This window comes from Faecalibacterium sp. Marseille-Q0746 (genome assembly GCF_017377595.1).
Taxonomy (GTDB): domain Bacteria; phylum Bacillota; class Clostridia; order Oscillospirales; family Ruminococcaceae; genus Faecalibacterium; species Faecalibacterium duncaniae.
This window is the reverse complement of sequence record NZ_JAFREI010000026.1, coordinates 1-16,299: the sequence shown is the minus strand read 5'-3', so window position 1 is coordinate 16,299 and position 16,299 is coordinate 1. Positions and strand designations below refer to the sequence as shown.

Genomic DNA, 16,299 nt, shown 5'->3' with positions numbered 1-16,299 from the left:
CGGAGGATTGCGAAAAAGAAGTACCTGCCCCGGCAAACTGGGACAGAGGGAAGATAGCTTGTTAATGTTTTAGGAAGTGCAGCAGGGCCTCGGCGGAAGCCTTGGCGCCGCCCAGGCTCTTCATATCTGCACTGAACTCCGCAGCAGTGGCCTTGTAGGAAGGCTGGGTCAGCAGCTTGACGATGGCAGCCTTCAGGCTTTCGCTGGTGATGGCGTTCTTGTCCAGGAAGGCGCAGCCAAGGCCCAGCTTCTCGATCTGGCGGGCGGTGATAGCCTGTTCTTCCATCTGGGGAATGGCGATCATGGGCACGCCGTAGTAGATGGCCTCGCCGGTGCCGCCCATGCCGGCGTGGGTGATGAACACCGACGCCTGGGACAGGATATCCAGCTGGGGTACCATCTGACCGACTTCTACGTTGGCGGGGATGTCCTTCAGGCTGGCGGGGTCGATGGAACCCAGGGCTGCGAAGACGTTGATGTCCAGGTCCCGGACTGCGTCAAACAGGATAGGGTAATACTCCGGCCAGTTGTTGAAGGCGGTGCCCAGGGAAGAGTACAGCAGGGGTTTGCCGTTGTCGGGGGCCTTCCAGCTGCCGAAGGCGGTCCGCTTGCCGATCTGTACCCCGGTGAACACGAAACTGTCATCGAAAGTCTCGTAATTGGGAACCAACTTTTTCTGCATCATGACCAGGTTGAAGTCCCCGTGGCCGTCAAAGATTTCCTTGACAGTCAGCAGGCGGCAGCCATATTTTTCGGCATAGGTCTGGGCCAACTGCGCCGCGGCTTTGCGCAGAGGGTGGTCCGGCGGGCAGTTCTCGAACCCGGCGGCTACCGAGTAGCTGTCGTTGGAGGGGTAGCTGGTGTAGAGCATGACGTTGGCAACCTTGAGGTTGTCCGCCGCGATTGTGCCGGCAATGCCCGCAAAGTCGTGGACGACAGCGTCGGGTTTGTCGTTTTTCAGGGTGTCCAGCACAGTGTCGATGTAGGCTCCTGCCTCGTTTAAGAACAGGAAGGGCACCGCGGCGGCCACTCCGCCGTCATCCTCTTTCTTTTCGCCGCCCTCATTATGCTTGTCGTTTTCCGCCATCCAGGAGGGTACGGCGACGAACTTTGCCCCGGTGGGCTCGATGATAGTGCGGAAGGCTTCAGTGGTGAAATAAGTCACCCGGACGCCTTTCTTCACCAGTTCGGTGACGAGGGCCAGGGTAGGATTGATGTGCCCGAAGGCGCCCAGCGATACGAATGCGATATGCATACAAAAACTCCTTTCAAACAACAAAACAGCCATGCAGGCAGCGCAGGACGTTGCCCGCACGGCTGCGGGGAAAATAGGTGATGGCTTATTCTGTCAGGCCGTTGTTGGTGATCACTTTTTGATACCAGTAGAAACTGTCCTTTTTCACCCGGGCGCACTGCTTGGGATCGGTCTCGGTGCGGTCCACGTAGACTAAGCCGTACCGTTTGGCAAAGCCCTGGTGGCTGGACACCACGTCTACAAAGCTCCAGGGGCAATAGCCGAACACCGGCAGTCCCTCGTCAATCATGATGGCCAGCTGTTCGATGTGCTCTTTGAGGTATTCGATGCGGTAGGGATCATGGATCTGGCCGTCCGGGCCCAGTGTTTCGCTATAGGCCATGCCGTTTTCGGTGACGATCATGGGCAGACGGTAGCGATTATAGACCTTGCGCATCCCAATATGCAGGCCCATCGGGTCAATGCCCTTATCCATCCACTCGGTTTTGCGCAGGTGGGGATTATCACAGATGTCGAAGGCGTCCGACACCCAGAAGGGCGGCTGGTCGTAGTTGACGGGACCCTCCTTGACTTTGGCGCAAATGCTGAAATAGTAGTTGATGCCGATGAAGTCGGGGGTCGAGGCTTTCAGCACGGCTGCATCTCCGGGCAGCGTCTGGGGGTAAAGTCCATGACTCTTTAAGTAGCTGGCCACATAGGGGGGATATTCGCCCCGGACACTCAGATCGAGCAGGTAGAACTCCATCAGTTCTTCGGCGTTCTCGGCGGCCAGAATATCCTCGCTGCGGCTGGACTGGGGATAGACCACCTGGATAGCACACACCGGGCCGATTTGGGCTTCCGGGTCGATCTGCCGCAGCAGCGAAATAGCCCGGTGCTCGGCCAGCGAGACATGATAGCTCATCTGGTAGATGTTCTGCAGGTTCTTCTGCTTGTCCTGCTCAAAGTTGCCGTTCATGATGCCGGCGGCGGTGGCGATGAGCTGTTCGTTCACTGTGACCCACCGCTTGACGCGGCCCTTGAAGTGGGTAAAGCAGACCTCGGCGTATTTCAGATAGGCGTCGATCATCTTGCGGTCGAGCCAGCCGCCGAAGGCGTCCACCAGCGCCTGCGGACACTCGAAGTGATAGAGAGTAACGAGCGGTTCGATTCCTTTTTCCAACAGATAGTCGATGAGCCTGTCGTAAAAGGCCAGTCCCTCGGGGTTGGGGGTGCAGGTGGCATCCGGCATGATGCGGCTCCAGGCAAAGCCCATCCGGTAGACCTTCAGGCCCAGCTCAGCCATCAGGTCCACGTCCTCTTTCCAGTGGTGGTAATGGTCTGCGGCCACTTTGTTGTCGGCGATGCCGGGGCGGCGTGCCCCTAGGTCGGTGGTGGCAACGCCCTTGCCGCCTTCGTTGTAACCGCCCTCTACCTGAAAGGCGCTGGTAGACGCGCCCCAGAGGAAATTGGTGGGGAAAATCATTTGTTTTGTCAAGTCGATAACACCAGCCTTTTTGATTTTATGGTATCACGCAGTCAAACGTCCTCCAAATCTTTTTTGGAAAAGCCAAACAAATAAGTCAGGACTGCTGCTACAATCAGGGAAGAGAAGGAAGCTACCACGCCAACGGCGATGTTGGCGTTGGTGCCGCCCACATAGCACAGCAGAGACAGGAAGTTGGCGGAGGTCATTGCATATCCCTTGAGGTCGAATATGCCGGCGATGGCGCCGCCCACAAAGCCGCCAACGGCCATCGTTACAAAGCAACGGGTAAAGCGGAAGCAGATGCCATACAGAGTGGGTTCGGTGACGCCGCCCAGAATGCCGGAAGCGAAGGCTGCAAAGGATGTGCTGCGATCGTCCTTGTTTTTCAGGCGGAGCGCTGCGCCCAGCGCTACACCGAAGCAGGCCCAGGTGGCAAAGTTGCCGGCGTTCATAGGTCCGCTGCCAATACCGGTTTCAAAGAAATCGGCCATCATGGGCATCATCAGGGCCAGGTGCATACCGCTCATCACCAGGAACTCCCACAGGGCGGCGATGACAGCTACACCGAACCAGCCGGTGGTCATACCGAACCAGGCAAGGCCGCCGCTGATGGCGTTGCCCACAATAGTGCCCAAAGGCGCCAGCAGGCAGAGGATAAAGGGCATGGAAATGAGCAGGCTGAGGAACGGAGTGAAAACGGTGGTCAGCAGATCGGGCATGAACTTTTTGACGATCTTATAGACCAGGCAGAACAGGGGCACCGACAGCATAATGGGCAAAACAGTCTGGGCGTAATTGGTCACGGTAGCAGGGATGCCAAAGACCGTGAACGTTTGACCGTTGGTGGCAAAAGCCGCGAAATCGGGCACCATCAGAATACTGCCGATGAAAGAACCCAGCATACCATTGACACCCAGCTGTTTGGCGGCATTGTAACCCACCAGAATAGGCATAAAGTAAAACGCCGCATCGTACAAGAAATCAAACAGGATATATAAGTTGCTTTCCAGGGTGTACAGTCCCAACAAGTCGGGGCCAAAGATGGAATTAACGGCACGGAACAAGCCTCCGGCCAGCAGCACCGGGATCATGGGGGTCATACAGCCCGCCAGATAACCCATGATATTTTTGAGCACCTGCTTGAACGTCAGCTTCTGCCTGGCAATGGAGGCATCCTCAGCGGCGGCCGCATCATCCTTGACGGCGGCGTTGGCGCTGATGCCTGCCAGCTTGCACAGTTCCTCGTACACTTTGGGCACATTGGTGCCAATGATGATTTGATATTGCTGGCCGCCGCGGACAACCCCCAGCACGCCAGAGATCTTCTTCACGTCGTCATCTTTGGGGACGCTGTCGTCCTTTAGATACAGGCGGAGGCGGGTCATGCAGTGGGTGGCGTCCTTCAGGTTGGCCGCTCCGCCCACCGCTCTCAGGACCTGCTCGGCTATTTTTTTGTTGTCTGTCATTTTTATGTTCTCCTGTTTCAAGTCAGATCGTTGTAAGTGACAAGCCGAATGTCCTGCTGTTCCAGCCAGGCACGGACCTCGGGCCGGCAGAGCATGGCGGCCTCTCGCACCCGGGGGGTGGTCATGGTAGAATGATCCAGCAAGTAAGCATCGATGTATCCCGGATGGAAGACCATCAAGTCGCAAGCTCCCTCATGGGCGTGGGCCACTGCATCCTGGACCCCGGTGAAGGGGTCGGCCTCATAGGCCTTGAAGTCCCTGGGCATATAGGCATAGACCCGGGTATGCCGGAAGATTACTGCCTCGCCGGGACGGCCCATGGCAAAGTAGGGCAGGCCGTGGTGCTGGGCAACAATCTCCAGCCCCTTGAAGAAGTTTGCGCTGGCCACTGCGTGTCCCTCAAAGTAATCCGGCTCCCGTCCGGTAAGGGCCTTGAACTGACGGTACTGGGCCTCGATTTCCTCGATGACTTCCTCCAAAACCACAAAGTCACGGCCGGCTTTGGCGGCCTCCCGGTAGGTGCGGCTGGGCCTGAATTCCCCTTCGGGGGTGCACAAGCTGGGAATGTGGGAAGGGTCGGTGAGGGGCCGGCCCACACAGATGTTGGTGTGCTGACCCAGGCATAGGGAATGGCCATGCAGCAGCCCCAGGCCGTGGACGGCAGCTGGCATGTTAGTCATGACGCCCACAGAGCGCACCAGCCCGGCAGCTACGGTCGCCGCAATACCGTAATTTACCCCTTCCGAGTAGCCGAGATCATCGGCGCGAATCAGCAGATATTTCATGGTCTTAACCTCTTCCGTCACGGGATTTCAGCTCCTGCAGTTCCTGGTGTACTTCTATGAACTCGCTGGCGATGGTCTCGAAGGTATCGGCAGCCATCAGCTGATCCTCGGCATGCATCAGGAAAATGTTGGTCTTCCAGGTTAGGCCCTGGCCCTGCCATTCCAGCAAGTCAGCGTGGCCGTGGTGGCCCTGGACAAAGGCTTCCTTGCCGTCCTTCATCAGCTGTTCGGCCTGGTCAAAATGGCCGGCCTTGGCCTCTTGGATGGCTTCGATATACATGCCCCGGGCGGTGCCCACATTCGCGATTATCTCAAATGCGATTTCGGTGATCGTTTCCTGAAGTTGTTCTTCCGTCATGGCCCGGGCTTCTTCCACGGAAATTGCCATGGCTCAGCCCTCCAGCACCTTGCGGACGTGGTCCAGAACGGCCTTGCCGTTCATCATACCGTAGTCCTTCATGTCGATGACTTCCACCTTGTTGTTCGGCAGCTCGCCCTGCACCTCTTTCAGGCGGTAGCGGACCTGGGGCCCCAGCAGGATCATGTCAGCACTCTGGTAATTCTTGGCCTCCGACACCGAGTGGGCCGAAATATCGCATTCGTAGTCCTCGGCCTTGGCTGCGTCTTTCATCTTGCGAACCAGAGCGCTGGTGCTCATACCGGCAGCGCACAAAAGAACAATTTTCGTCATAGTTGGGTACCTCCGTATCAATCAGCAATGCAAAGCTCGGATTTATTGTTTTTGTTTCTTATTCCTCGGACTGCTCAGCGACTGCGCCGGCCTTTTCCTCGGCCACAGCCTGGTTGTCAGCGGCCTTGAAGAAGGGATACCAGATGGCGGCGCTCATGATGGTCATCAAGATCTGATAGATGCCGATCTTCCAGGAACCCTGGATCACACCGTAGATGAAGATGGGCATGGTGTTCATGCCGATCAGGCCGGTGGGGCAGGGCATCAGGCCCAGGGTGATGGCGGCCCATGCAAAGACCAGGGAGAGGATGGGGGTGACGATGAAGGGGATCAGCATGGTGAAGTTCAGCATCAGGGGCATGCCGTAGACCAGGGGCTCGTTGATATTGAAGATACCGCAGGGCAGGACGATCTTGGAGAACTCTTTGTAGCGCTTGGACTTGGCAAACAGGAACATGACGATCACCAGACCCAGGGTGCAGCCGCAGCCACCGTTGCAGGCAAAGTCGTACATGGAGGTGTTCCACATGTGGGGGATGGGCAGGCCGGCTGCAGCAGCAGCGGTGTTCTCAGGCAGGTAGGTAAACCACAGGGGGTAGAGGATGGCCAGCACGGTGTAGGAGCCGTGGACGCCGAAGAACCAAAGGATCTGGGCCAGCAGCAGAAGAATGATGAAGCCACCCAGGCTGCCGGTGATGTTGGCCAGAGGGGTCTGGAGCAGGGCGTAGACGGCGTCGATGACGTTGCCCCAGGGAGTCAGGGTAAACAGGCCCCGCAGCAGGCTGGACACCAGTGCGATGGCAGCGCCGGGGATGATGGAAGTGAAGCACTGGGTGACGTTCTCAGGGACGCCGGCAGGCATTTTGATGGTGATGTTCCGCTCCACCAGGGCAATGTTGATCTTGGTGGCCATGATGCCCAGGATGAAGGCCAGGAATACGCCGTGGCTGCCCAGGTAGTCCAGGACGACGACGGTACTGCCGACCTCGTTGGTGGCCACGGGCACCATGATCAGGTAGGACATCAGGGACATCAGGCCGTTGTTGAAGGCCATCTCATCGTGGCCGAAAATCTTAGCCCCGGCGTAGCCCACACTGAACACCATGAACACGCCCATGAAGTTCATGCAGGCATTGTAGACGGCGTTCAGGAAGGCTGCGATTCCTGTCGCCTGGATGAAGCTCTGGTAGGGGTCAATCTGGATGCTGTTCAACAGATTGAACACTGCGCCGATCATGATGATTGCCATCAGGTTTTGGGAGCCTGTGCCGATGCAGCGGACGTATCGGTTCTGGGCGAATGCGGTGGAGATGGGCACCAGTGTGTTCTCAATGAACTGCCCGATGGGATTTTTCTTTGTCTCCGTCATGGGAAGATTCCTCCTTCTTTCTTGAAACGAACGTTTTGGGAAGGCAGCAGCTCTGCAGATTCGCTTTTCCTCCTTGCACCAAAAGTATATCACATCCGGCATTTGATTTGGTTACAAGCACAGCTCCAGCCTTTCAGGGTGGCCGTTTCCATTTCACGTTTTGAAAAGCAGAAAAACATTTTTGCTGGTTTTTGTGCAATTTGACCGCACGAAACCCAGCGCCCCGGGAAGCCAAATGCTCCCGGGGCGCTGGGTTTTCTGTGGCTCAGCCGTTCACCTGACGGGGGTATTCAGGCCCGTGGACAGCATGCCGTTTTTCAATTGACAGGAACCCAGGCTGCAGGGTCTACCAGATCCCACATCTTGGCGGCATCTTGGCCGAAGTAACCCACGCTGTCGTAGGTCACGCTGGCCACATGGCCGCCGATCAGCAGGCCTTCCACCATGATATTTTCACCCCATCCGAAGAAGGTGAACAGGCACTTGCCGCCGTCGGCAGTGGTGTAGACGTTCACCGTCACGTCATCGCCGATGGGGAACCAGTTGACATGGATCTGCTGAGTCAGGGTGTACTCAGCAGGGATCTCGCCGGTGAAGGGAATCTCGGCATAGCCCATCACCTTCTGCATGTACAGGTCGCAGGTCTCCATCCAGGTCATGGAAGAGGTGCCCTCCATGCCGGCGCCGAAGCCGTGGCCGTTCAGACCGTAGACATGGAGTTCGGGGTCCAGGCCCAGGTCATAGGTCTGTTTGAACAGCTCCAGGCTGCCTTCCCACTGGTCGTCAGCACCCACGGCGATGAACATATGGGGCAGGTTGGGGTTCTCCGTTTCAATAGGGGCGCCCGAGTAGATCAGATGGGCCACGTCCACATCGCTGTTGACGGCGTCCACGGCGTCGCAGACGTAGTCAGGGTCAAACTGGCTGGGGGTGATGTTGCCGTAAAATTTTTCCAGCATGGTGCGGATGTTGCCGCCGCTGCCCGAGTAGCCGGACACAGCCAGCAGCGAACCCTCCAGGTCAATGCCCCACTGGTCAGAATAATATTTTACCATACGGACAGCCCGCTGCATGTCCATAACGATGTCATCGTTGTTATAGGGGGCCACCCGGCGCTGGAGCAAAAAGCAGTTGTAGCCCAGCTTGTTGAACTCGGGGCAGACGGCGTAGGCCTCCACCGGGTTGCTGCGGCTGGTGTTGCCGCCGCCGGAGGCGACAATGATGGTACCTTTGGCCGAGCTGGGATCATCCAACAGGTAAGGGATCAGGAATGGCTGGAAATCGGCGTTGTCGTAGACCGACTCACCCTCATAGTTCACCAGAGGGAACTGCAAATCCTCCGCCAGGGTGGTGACAGGCATATCGTCGCCCCACAGGTAGATCACTTCGCCGTTGATGCCGTCGCTGTAAGGCTTGAGCTGATGGTCAGCCAGGGCGGCAATGGCATCACGGGCTTCCAGGATCTGCTGTTTGTTGGCGTCGGTCAGGGATTCGGGATGAAGGCCCATCATGACGGTGCCTGCGCTCTGGGCCGCATCCCAGGCGTCTTGGGTGTACAGGGTGGGATAGTTGCGGACCATCTTGTAGTTGTAAACCTGGGTTTCCCACTCAGCCTGCCAGTAGTTGGGGTCGGATTCAGACAGGGTGTTGATTTTGTAAGGGGCCTGACTGTCGAAATGCCGGGGGATCTGGATGCCCAGCCAGTCCAGGATCTGGGCGCAGTTTTCGCTGGAATCCACCGACTGGGCAGAGGGAACAGACATACCCCCGGGGCTGACCGCAAAGGCGGACGCCGGGATACCCATCATCAGCCCGACTGCCAGGACGCTTGCCACCATGGTTTTGACGCTCTTGTTTTTCATAACAATTCCTCCTTGTATCTGAGATTTGCATACCACAGGTCATGCAGGGCCGAAAACCATCACCTCCCGCAGGTTTCCCGAAGCCGTTTTTTTCACACGGCCGATTTGCAGTTCACTTGCCTTTGGCCCATCATGCCACAGGCTGCCAGTTGTTCTGGTCAGCGGCATTGTAGATGGCCTGGGCGTCATTGGTCATAAAACCGGACAGGTCATAGGTGACGGTAATGATGCCGTCGTTCAGCACGCCTTCCACCACCTGCTGCTGGTCAAAGGCCACAAACGTCATATACACTTTGGTCTTTGCATCGTCCACGGCGCAGGTCACATCTGCCTTGCCGAAACCGCCCTCAAAGGTATACTGCTGCACCTGGGTATAGCCCTCGGGGATTTCTGCCGCCTCGCCGACGCCGGCCTCACCGCGACCCATCACCAGGTCAATGAAGGTGTCTGCCATGGGAATCCAATAGGTGGAAGTAGTGCCTTGCAGGCCGGCGCCAAAGCCGTGGCCTACCTCGGCAAAGGTGTGAACTTCCACCACTGTCTTGCCCCGGGCCGAATTGGCCAGAGTCCAAATGTCGGGCATGGCGCCGGTGGCGTCGTTTTCACCCACAGCCAGGAACATGGCGGGCAAATTGGGATTTTCGGTGATCAGGCCCGCGTAGTCGCTGGTATGCTCTCCGTCATACTGGGGGCCGTACAGGGGGCAGACCACGTCCAGATCAGCGCTCATCTGATCCACTGCGTCGGAGGCATAATCTGCATCATACAGGGTGGGCTGAACATTGCCATACAGGTTGGCCACTTCTCCCAGGATGGTGCCCGAACCGCCCGAGAAGCCGCTGGCGGCGATACAGTCCATACCGCCCAGTCCCAGGCTGTCGGCATTATATCGCAGATACCGGACAGCCCGCTGCATATCCAGCCAGGTATCTTCCTGGCTGTAGGGGGCCACCCGTCGCTGGAGCACATAGGCGTTGTAGCCCAAATCCTGGAAGGCCTCGGCGATGGGATAACCTTCCATGGCGTTGCCGCGGGAAGAATAACCGCCGCCAGCAATCACAATCATATTGCCCTTGGCTGCCAACTGGTCCTCCACCAGATAGGGCACCAGGAAGGGTTTCATATCGGCGTTGTCATAGCTCTCGGCGGTAAAGTCGGAGACCTCCACCGTCTCGGCTGTGGCCGGTGCATCCCCCCAGATGTACCACATACAGTCGGCTGCCGGTGCATCCTGAACCAGTGCTTCCCGCTGGGCCACCGCATTGTCAATCATACTCTTGGAGACATCGTCGATGTTGTCTGGGTCGATGTTCAGCAGGGTGTTGGCCGTTGCGGTATAGGCATCCCAGCTTTCAGCCTGATAGGCCGTGGGCACGTTGCGGATCAACTTGTAGTTATAGAGTTCTGTTTCCAGGGCTTTCTGGTAGTAATCGGGGTCGCTTGGGTCCAGATCCAGGGTCTGGACCGGCATATCGTGATAGGTCTCGACCGGGCCCTCCGTTGTTTCCTCGCTGGACGCTGCAGCCGAGGATACAGCCTGCGACGACACAGCACTGGAGGTGGTGTTGCCCTGCTGGCACCCACTCATCGACAGCAGCAGGGCTGCCAGCAGGCACCCGGACAAAAGTCGTTTGTTCCATTTTCTCATCTGATTGATCTCCTTTCTTTGCAATCCGCTCATCTGTTTTTTTCTTCCAAACACATAGACTGTGGAAAGACGGCTTTTCACTTCTGCAATTTCAGTCATCTTGCACTAAAATTATAACATGTATGGAATACAATTTGGTTTCAAATGCATTTGCTCTGTTTCAGGAGCTGATTTTCTTTTTCAGTTTTTGAAAGATCGAAAAAAGTTTCAGCCGTTTTTTGTGCAGACCGCAAAAAAAGACCGCGGTGCGCTATGCGCAACTGCGGTCTTTAAAATGGTATTCCTTATTGAAATGCTTTGTCGTAGGCTCGCAAATACCCCATCAGAATCAGGTCGTTGGCCATCAGCGCCGCATATTTGCCCACATCATTGCGATTGGTCGTGCCGCACTGGAGGATGAAGTCTGCGGTGTTGAGATAGGGGCTGGCCAGGTTTTGGGTGATGATCAGCATCTTGCACCCGCTGGACAGGATAGCGTTGCAGATGTCGGGGTATCGGGTCAGATAGCTGCCGCCCACACTGCAGATGATGGCAAAGTCCTTTTCGGTTAGGCTGCGGGCGCATTCCAGCTGGGTGGCATAGTCCATGAACAGCTCCACATAGCGGCCCATCATCATCATTTTGCTCTGGAAGTAGTGGCCGATGTCCCACAGGAAGTGGTGAGAGAAGTAGGCGGCTTTGCCGCAGTCGTGGAGCGTCTTGACAATGTCGGGGATCACCTGGGCATTTTCGGGGGCAATGGTGGTGTAGATATTGCCGATCAGAGCGTCCCTGTAGGCGCTGATGGCAGTTTCTTGGTTGTTGTGGAGCATAGTATAGAACTGGCGGGAATAGTCGGTCCGCATGGTAAAATCCCGTTCCATCCAGGACTGAAACTCCTTGAAATTGTCCATGCCCAGAAACCGACAAAAGCGGGAAATGGATGCGTTGGAAGTATAACACAGGTCTGCGATCTGGCTGAGGGCCAGCCCCTTCAGCTGGGAGTAATTCCGCAGCAGTGCCACTGCTATGTCGTAGTTTGCGTCCCGTTCCGGCGCCGAGCTCACATAGCTGAGCAGACGGTCCAACAGGGAGCCCATCATTTTCACATTATTCATCCCTACAGCCCTCCCTGCACCATTTGTTCCAATCGGATTTATTGTAACACACCCGTCAGTATTCTGTCAAACCCAAACTTTCCCGGGATGCAGGCCGTCAAATCCAGCATGACCACCGGTCGACAAAATCCAGATTCAGCTTTACAGTATCCGTCAAGCAAAGGCTGATGAAGGCAGACCACAAGTTCTACAAGGCCCACGGCATCTATGATTTCCCCCAGAAGCAGAAAAAGCGGATTCTCCAGATGAAGCTGGTGGGGGCCATCTTGACTGTCTCCCTTCTCTCCAGAAAAAGATGAAGGGACAAATAAACCAGTACATCATCGGGTCCCATGAAAAAGTGGTCCAAGAAGCGAGGCAATCACTATCGCTGCCTCAGAGGCATTATAAAAACACCTCGTTCAAGCAAACAGCCTGCCGGTCCAATATGACTGGCAGGCTGTAATTTTGCTTTGCCCGAAAACTCAGGCCTTGTAATAAGTTTGCCTGGGGCTGCCCGGGCGATCCGGGATCGTCATCTTCAGTTTGCTTGTTTCCACCAGCGGCAGTACATACTGGCGGATAGCATAGGAGGCCGTCTTAATTCCCAAAAAGGCAGCAATTTCCTGCCGGATGCGCGGAACTGTGCAATAGGAAAGCAAGTCCGTCTGTGCCCCATCACAACTCGGTTCTGCCGGCTCCATGGAATGACGGAGAGTCACCACAAATTCTCCGCGACGGTTTTCATGTTTCGCTTACAGAAGGCAAGCGCTTCTTCCACCATTTCGGCTATGGTTCCCTCAATGCGCTTATTAATATTTCTGTTCAAAGGCAGTTTTCCTTTCACCGCAAAAGCCGTCCGAAAGGGCGGCTTTTGCCTACATAGAGAAAAAGGGGGATGACCGCTATCGTTTATGTGACGAGAGATTTTGGTTTTCGCCGGGGCGAGATCTACTTCGCAGACCTTGATCCGCACTATGGTTCTGAGCAGGGGAGTGAACGTTCTGTTATCGTGACTCAAAATAATACAGAAAATAAATTCGCACCGACCGTGATCGTAGCTGCTGTAACCTCAAAAGTCTCCAAAAAGCCAAACCAGCCTACCCATGTTCTCATTGAGAAGAACCCTGCGTTCAGCCGTCCGTCTGTGGTGCTGCTGGAACAGATCTTCACCATTGATAAGGAACGCATCAACAGTTTTATGGGAATGACCAGTGAGTGGGAGATGGCGCAAATTGAAAAAGCCCTGAAATGCAGTCTGGCACTGGATCGGGAAAATATTCGCAATAAAAATTGCAATTCGACATAATTTCAAAATAAATACAGGCTGTATTTAATAATACGACTGACATCCTTGCAAACACGGATGCAACCGTATATTCTTGGAGCAGGACGGTTGATTGATCGCCTGAACAAAAACATCTGAACTGAAAGAGGTGCGATATGGCATATACGAGAAACGAGATCAAAGAACTGGAGCCTATGGTCAAGTCAGGTAAGAAGCGGTTTGTCCGCTATCAGGAGAGTGAGGAACTCTACTCGGTGGGGCTGCATACATTTGAGCAGATTGCAAAAGAAGCAGGAGCAATCTACAAGATTCGCCGCTTGGTATTGGTGAATCTGGACATCTTCGATGAGTATCTGGATACTTTTCGGATGTGATTTTTGGCTTTCGGTGTGCAGCCGGAAGCCATACATAAAATCAACCTGTTCTTGTGATTCTGGGAAGATTAGAGTATAATGAACATAGTAACATTCGCTGAGATGGGAGGGTGTCGCATGGGCAGTTATCTGAATCCGGGCAGCAAAGGCTTTCAGGAAAGTCTGAACTCGGAGATCTATGTGGACAAGACAGGACTGATCGAAAAGACAAATGCGGTTTTGAACACGCGGCAGAAGTTTCTCTGTGTCAGCCGTCCCCGGCGTTTTGGTAAGTCGATGGCAGCGGATATGCTGGCGGCATACTATGACCGCGGCGAGGATTCTGCACCGCTGTTCCATTCCCTGAAAATCAGCAATGCGGCATCATACCAGCAGCATTTGAATCAGTACGATGTGCTCAAGGTCAATATGCAGGAATTTCTCAGCATGACGCACAGCATGGATGAAATGCTGACGATGCTGCAAAAGTATCTGGTCTTTGATCTGACCGACCATTTTCAGGAAGTCCGTTTCCGGGATGAGAACAACCTGATTCAGGTCATGAAAGATATTTACGCAAAAACAAAGCGGTCTTTTGTGATCCTGATCGACGAATGGGATTGCCTGTTCCGGGAATATCAGCAAAATCAGGATGCACAGAAGAAATATCTGGACTTCCTGCGGGCATGGCTGAAAGACAAGGATTATGTCGCGCTGGCCTATATGACGGGTATTCTGCCCATCAAGAAATATGGCTCCCATTCTGCGCTGAATATGTTCACCGAGTATTCCATGACCGACCCCGGTGAACTGGCAGAGTACTTTGGTTTTACCGAATCGGAAGTGACCACTCTCTGCGAAAAGTATCAGATGAACTTTGAGGAAGCCAAGGCGTGGTACGATGGCTATGACCTGATTGCTCATCGGCAGGCCGGAGATGAACATTATTCCATGTACAGCCCTAAATCTGTGGTGGAGGCAATGCTGCGGTACAAGTTTGGAACCTACTGGAATCAGACGGAAACCTATGAAGCCTTAAAAATCTACATCCAGATGGATATGGATGGCTTGCAGGATGCAGTTGTCCGAATGCTGGCAGGTGAAGCTATAAAAATCAACACAGGCACATTCAGCAACGACATGACTACCTTTGCCAGCAAGGACGATGTGCTGACATTGCTAGTGCATCTGGGGTATCTGACCTATAACAGCGCAGACGAAACCGTGATGATTCCCAACAAGGAAGTTTCGCAGGAGTACGTCAATGCCATCAGTACGATGAACTGGCATGGTGTGATGGATTCCGTAGAAGCATCACGCAAACTGCTGGATGCACTATGGGCGATGGATGCGGATGCTGTTGCAGCCGGAATTGATAAGGCACACGAAGAAGTGTCGATTCTTCAATACAACGATGAAAATTCGTTGAGCTGTACCATCAATCTGGCATTCTACTTTGCACGAGAATACTACACGATGGTGCGAGAACTGCCAGCAGGAAAAGGCTTTGCAGATGTTTGTATGATTCCCCGGAAGCTGCATCTGGACAAGCCGGCGGTAGTGATCGAGCTGAAATGGGACAAGAGTGCGGCTGGCGCATTGGCTCAAATCAAGGAGAAGCATTACGGCAATGCGCTGAAGGATTATCAGGGCAATCTGCTGTTAGTTGGCATCAATTATGATAAGGCCACAAAGAAGCATGAGTGTGTGATCGAGAAAATCAAAAAGTAAAGATTCCATAACTGGTTCGCCGTTTCCTCCCGGATGCGGCGAATTTTTTTGTCCCCCATCGGTCCGACATCCTTGCAAAGACGGAGAACATCGGGTATCCTTGGAGCAGGACGGCAGAAATTGATTTCATAATCTTTTTACATCGCCAACAGCGCATAGTATCGCGGATGGTATCCGCTGTTTACTGTAATGCTCGGTACTGGCTGTCGCATTGGCGAGGTGTTGGGTCTGCGGTGGCAGGACATTGATTTCAAGAATCGGACGATCAATATTAACCATAATCTGGTCTATCGTGCGCAGGATGATGGCACCTGCATCAATCGGGTCAACTCCCCTAAAACCAGCGCAGGTATCCGTATCATCCCCATGCTGGACGAGATGTTCGACGCTTTTCTGGAAGAATATCAGTATCAAAAGGTGATTGGATTCTCCACGGATGAAATTGATGGTTATTCTGGATTTGTGTTCTGCACGGGGGAAGGCAAGGTCTATCTGCCGGGAATGATCAATCGTACGATTCATACAATCTGCGCAGACTATAATAAGGAAGAAGCAGCCAAGGCTGATGCAGAAGATCGTGACCCGATTCTCCTGCCCAACTTTAGCTGCCACCATCTCCGGCATACGTTCTGCACCCGTTTCTGCGAAAACGAAACCAACCTGAAGGTCATTCAGGAGATCATGGGTCATGCGGATATTTCCACTACAATGGATGTGTACGCAGAAGCGACCCAAGAAAAGAAGAAGGCATCCATGACTGCTTTGCAGAGCGCACTGCTCATAAGGTAAGATCTGGATGCAGAATAACCGAGATGTTCTCCTCTGTTGGGCAATGAAGCACATCACGGATAGTTATGTTCAACAGCCTGCCACAAAGTCCGTCCCAGTTTCCGTCAAGACCCTTGGAAAATGGGTCGTGAACAAAACTGTGTACAACTTTCGTGGACAGTGTTGGAGCTTGACGGACTGTTCCCGATGAACTTCGCCAGTTTTGAGGATGTTATTGGAGCCTGTTGGACGAAAACAGGGCTGAATCTTGCCACATCCCCACAATGAAGCCCATCGACCAGTAAAAGAAGGCTGCCGGGGCTCCGCCGGCGCAAAGCTGTGCGAAGCTGCCGGAATTGTCCCCGGAGCGTCCGGAACCTAGAATCAATATAAAAGAGCCGCTGCACCTGTGTGAACTGCACCCCATTTGTTAGACAGTATGGTATACTGTTTAGGAAATGGGGTGTTTTTGTATGCCAAAGGGACAACGAAAGTACAACGGAGCTCAAAAGGTAGAAATCATCAAACAGCTTCACAAT

At 54.3% G+C, this 16,299-nt stretch carries 16 protein-coding genes; 5 read left to right on the top strand and 11 right to left on the bottom strand.

What is annotated here, in order from left to right:
- Positions 1-61: 61 nt before the first annotated feature.
- The 10 genes from J3351_RS12610 to J3351_RS12565 form a co-directional block, all read right to left on the bottom strand.
- On the bottom strand, positions 62-1,255 hold the full coding sequence (locus tag J3351_RS12610; protein ID WP_207697871.1) for a macrolide family glycosyltransferase: 1,194 nt from the start codon (positions 1,253-1,255) through the stop codon (positions 62-64).
- Between the two features lie 85 nt (positions 1,256-1,340).
- Positions 1,341-2,732, bottom strand: coding sequence for a glycoside hydrolase family 1 protein (locus J3351_RS12605; protein WP_242699408.1), 1,392 nt, complete (start codon positions 2,730-2,732; stop codon positions 1,341-1,343).
- Positions 2,733-2,773: 41 nt separating this feature from the next.
- Entirely contained in the window at positions 2,774-4,189 is a 1,416-nt protein-coding gene (locus J3351_RS12600; RefSeq protein WP_207697870.1) for a PTS transporter subunit EIIC, read from the bottom strand.
- Positions 4,190-4,206: 17 nt separating this feature from the next.
- Entirely contained in the window at positions 4,207-4,995 is a 789-nt protein-coding gene (locus J3351_RS12595; RefSeq protein WP_227622541.1) for a ChbG/HpnK family deacetylase, read from the bottom strand.
- Positions 4,979-5,362 carry a PTS lactose/cellobiose transporter subunit IIA gene (locus J3351_RS12590; protein ID WP_227622542.1) on the bottom strand — a complete coding sequence of 128 codons (384 nt, stop codon included), beginning with the start codon at positions 5,360-5,362 and terminating at the stop codon, positions 4,979-4,981. The genes J3351_RS12595 and J3351_RS12590 overlap by 17 nt, the downstream gene beginning before the upstream one ends.
- 3 nt (positions 5,363-5,365) lie before the next feature.
- Positions 5,366-5,665 carry a PTS sugar transporter subunit IIB gene (locus J3351_RS12585; protein WP_156060249.1) on the bottom strand — a complete coding sequence of 100 codons (300 nt, stop codon included), beginning with the start codon at positions 5,663-5,665 and terminating at the stop codon, positions 5,366-5,368.
- Between the two features lie 58 nt (positions 5,666-5,723).
- Entirely contained in the window at positions 5,724-7,034 is a 1,311-nt protein-coding gene (locus J3351_RS12580) for a PTS sugar transporter subunit IIC (protein WP_197036979.1), read from the bottom strand.
- A gap of 317 nt (positions 7,035-7,351) precedes the next feature.
- Complete coding sequence (locus J3351_RS12575; protein ID WP_156060253.1) at positions 7,352-8,896, bottom strand: alpha/beta hydrolase; 1,545 nt, start codon at positions 8,894-8,896, stop codon at positions 7,352-7,354.
- Positions 8,897-9,026: 130 nt separating this feature from the next.
- Positions 9,027-10,544 carry an alpha/beta hydrolase gene (locus J3351_RS12570; RefSeq protein WP_207697869.1) on the bottom strand — a complete coding sequence of 506 codons (1,518 nt, stop codon included), beginning with the start codon at positions 10,542-10,544 and terminating at the stop codon, positions 9,027-9,029.
- Between the two features lie 284 nt (positions 10,545-10,828).
- Positions 10,829-11,641: a MurR/RpiR family transcriptional regulator gene (locus J3351_RS12565; protein ID WP_097771690.1), complete on the bottom strand. Its 813-nt coding sequence runs from the start codon at positions 11,639-11,641 to the stop codon at positions 10,829-10,831.
- Between the two features lie 167 nt (positions 11,642-11,808).
- Here J3351_RS12565 and J3351_RS14275 point away from each other — a divergent pair, with 167 nt between their 5' ends.
- Positions 11,809-11,940, top strand: coding sequence for a hypothetical protein (locus J3351_RS14275; RefSeq protein WP_255668704.1), 132 nt, complete (start codon positions 11,809-11,811; stop codon positions 11,938-11,940).
- A 165-nt stretch (positions 11,941-12,105) separates the two neighbouring features.
- Here J3351_RS14275 and J3351_RS14375 read toward each other — a convergent pair whose 3' ends face one another.
- Positions 12,106-12,324, bottom strand: a complete 219-nt coding sequence (locus J3351_RS14375; RefSeq protein ID WP_156060259.1) for a Fic family protein — start codon at positions 12,322-12,324, stop codon at positions 12,106-12,108.
- Between the two features lie 194 nt (positions 12,325-12,518).
- Here J3351_RS14375 and J3351_RS12560 point away from each other — a divergent pair, with 194 nt between their 5' ends.
- The 4 genes from J3351_RS12560 to J3351_RS12545 all read left to right on the top strand — a co-directional run bounded on the left by J3351_RS12560 (position 12,519) and on the right by J3351_RS12545 (position 15,781).
- Positions 12,519-12,929: a type II toxin-antitoxin system PemK/MazF family toxin gene (locus tag J3351_RS12560; RefSeq protein WP_156060261.1), complete on the top strand. Its 411-nt coding sequence runs from the start codon at positions 12,519-12,521 to the stop codon at positions 12,927-12,929.
- A gap of 134 nt (positions 12,930-13,063) precedes the next feature.
- Entirely contained in the window at positions 13,064-13,282 is a 219-nt protein-coding gene (locus J3351_RS12555) for a DUF6462 family protein (RefSeq protein ID WP_156060263.1), read from the top strand.
- A 117-nt stretch (positions 13,283-13,399) separates the two neighbouring features.
- Entirely contained in the window at positions 13,400-14,992 is a 1,593-nt protein-coding gene (locus tag J3351_RS12550; RefSeq protein ID WP_156060265.1) for an AAA family ATPase, read from the top strand.
- A gap of 189 nt (positions 14,993-15,181) precedes the next feature.
- Positions 15,182-15,781 (top strand): site-specific integrase, encoded by a 600-nt coding sequence (locus J3351_RS12545; protein WP_156060267.1) that lies wholly within the window; start codon positions 15,182-15,184, stop codon positions 15,779-15,781.
- The last annotated feature ends 518 nt before the right edge of the window (positions 15,782-16,299 follow it).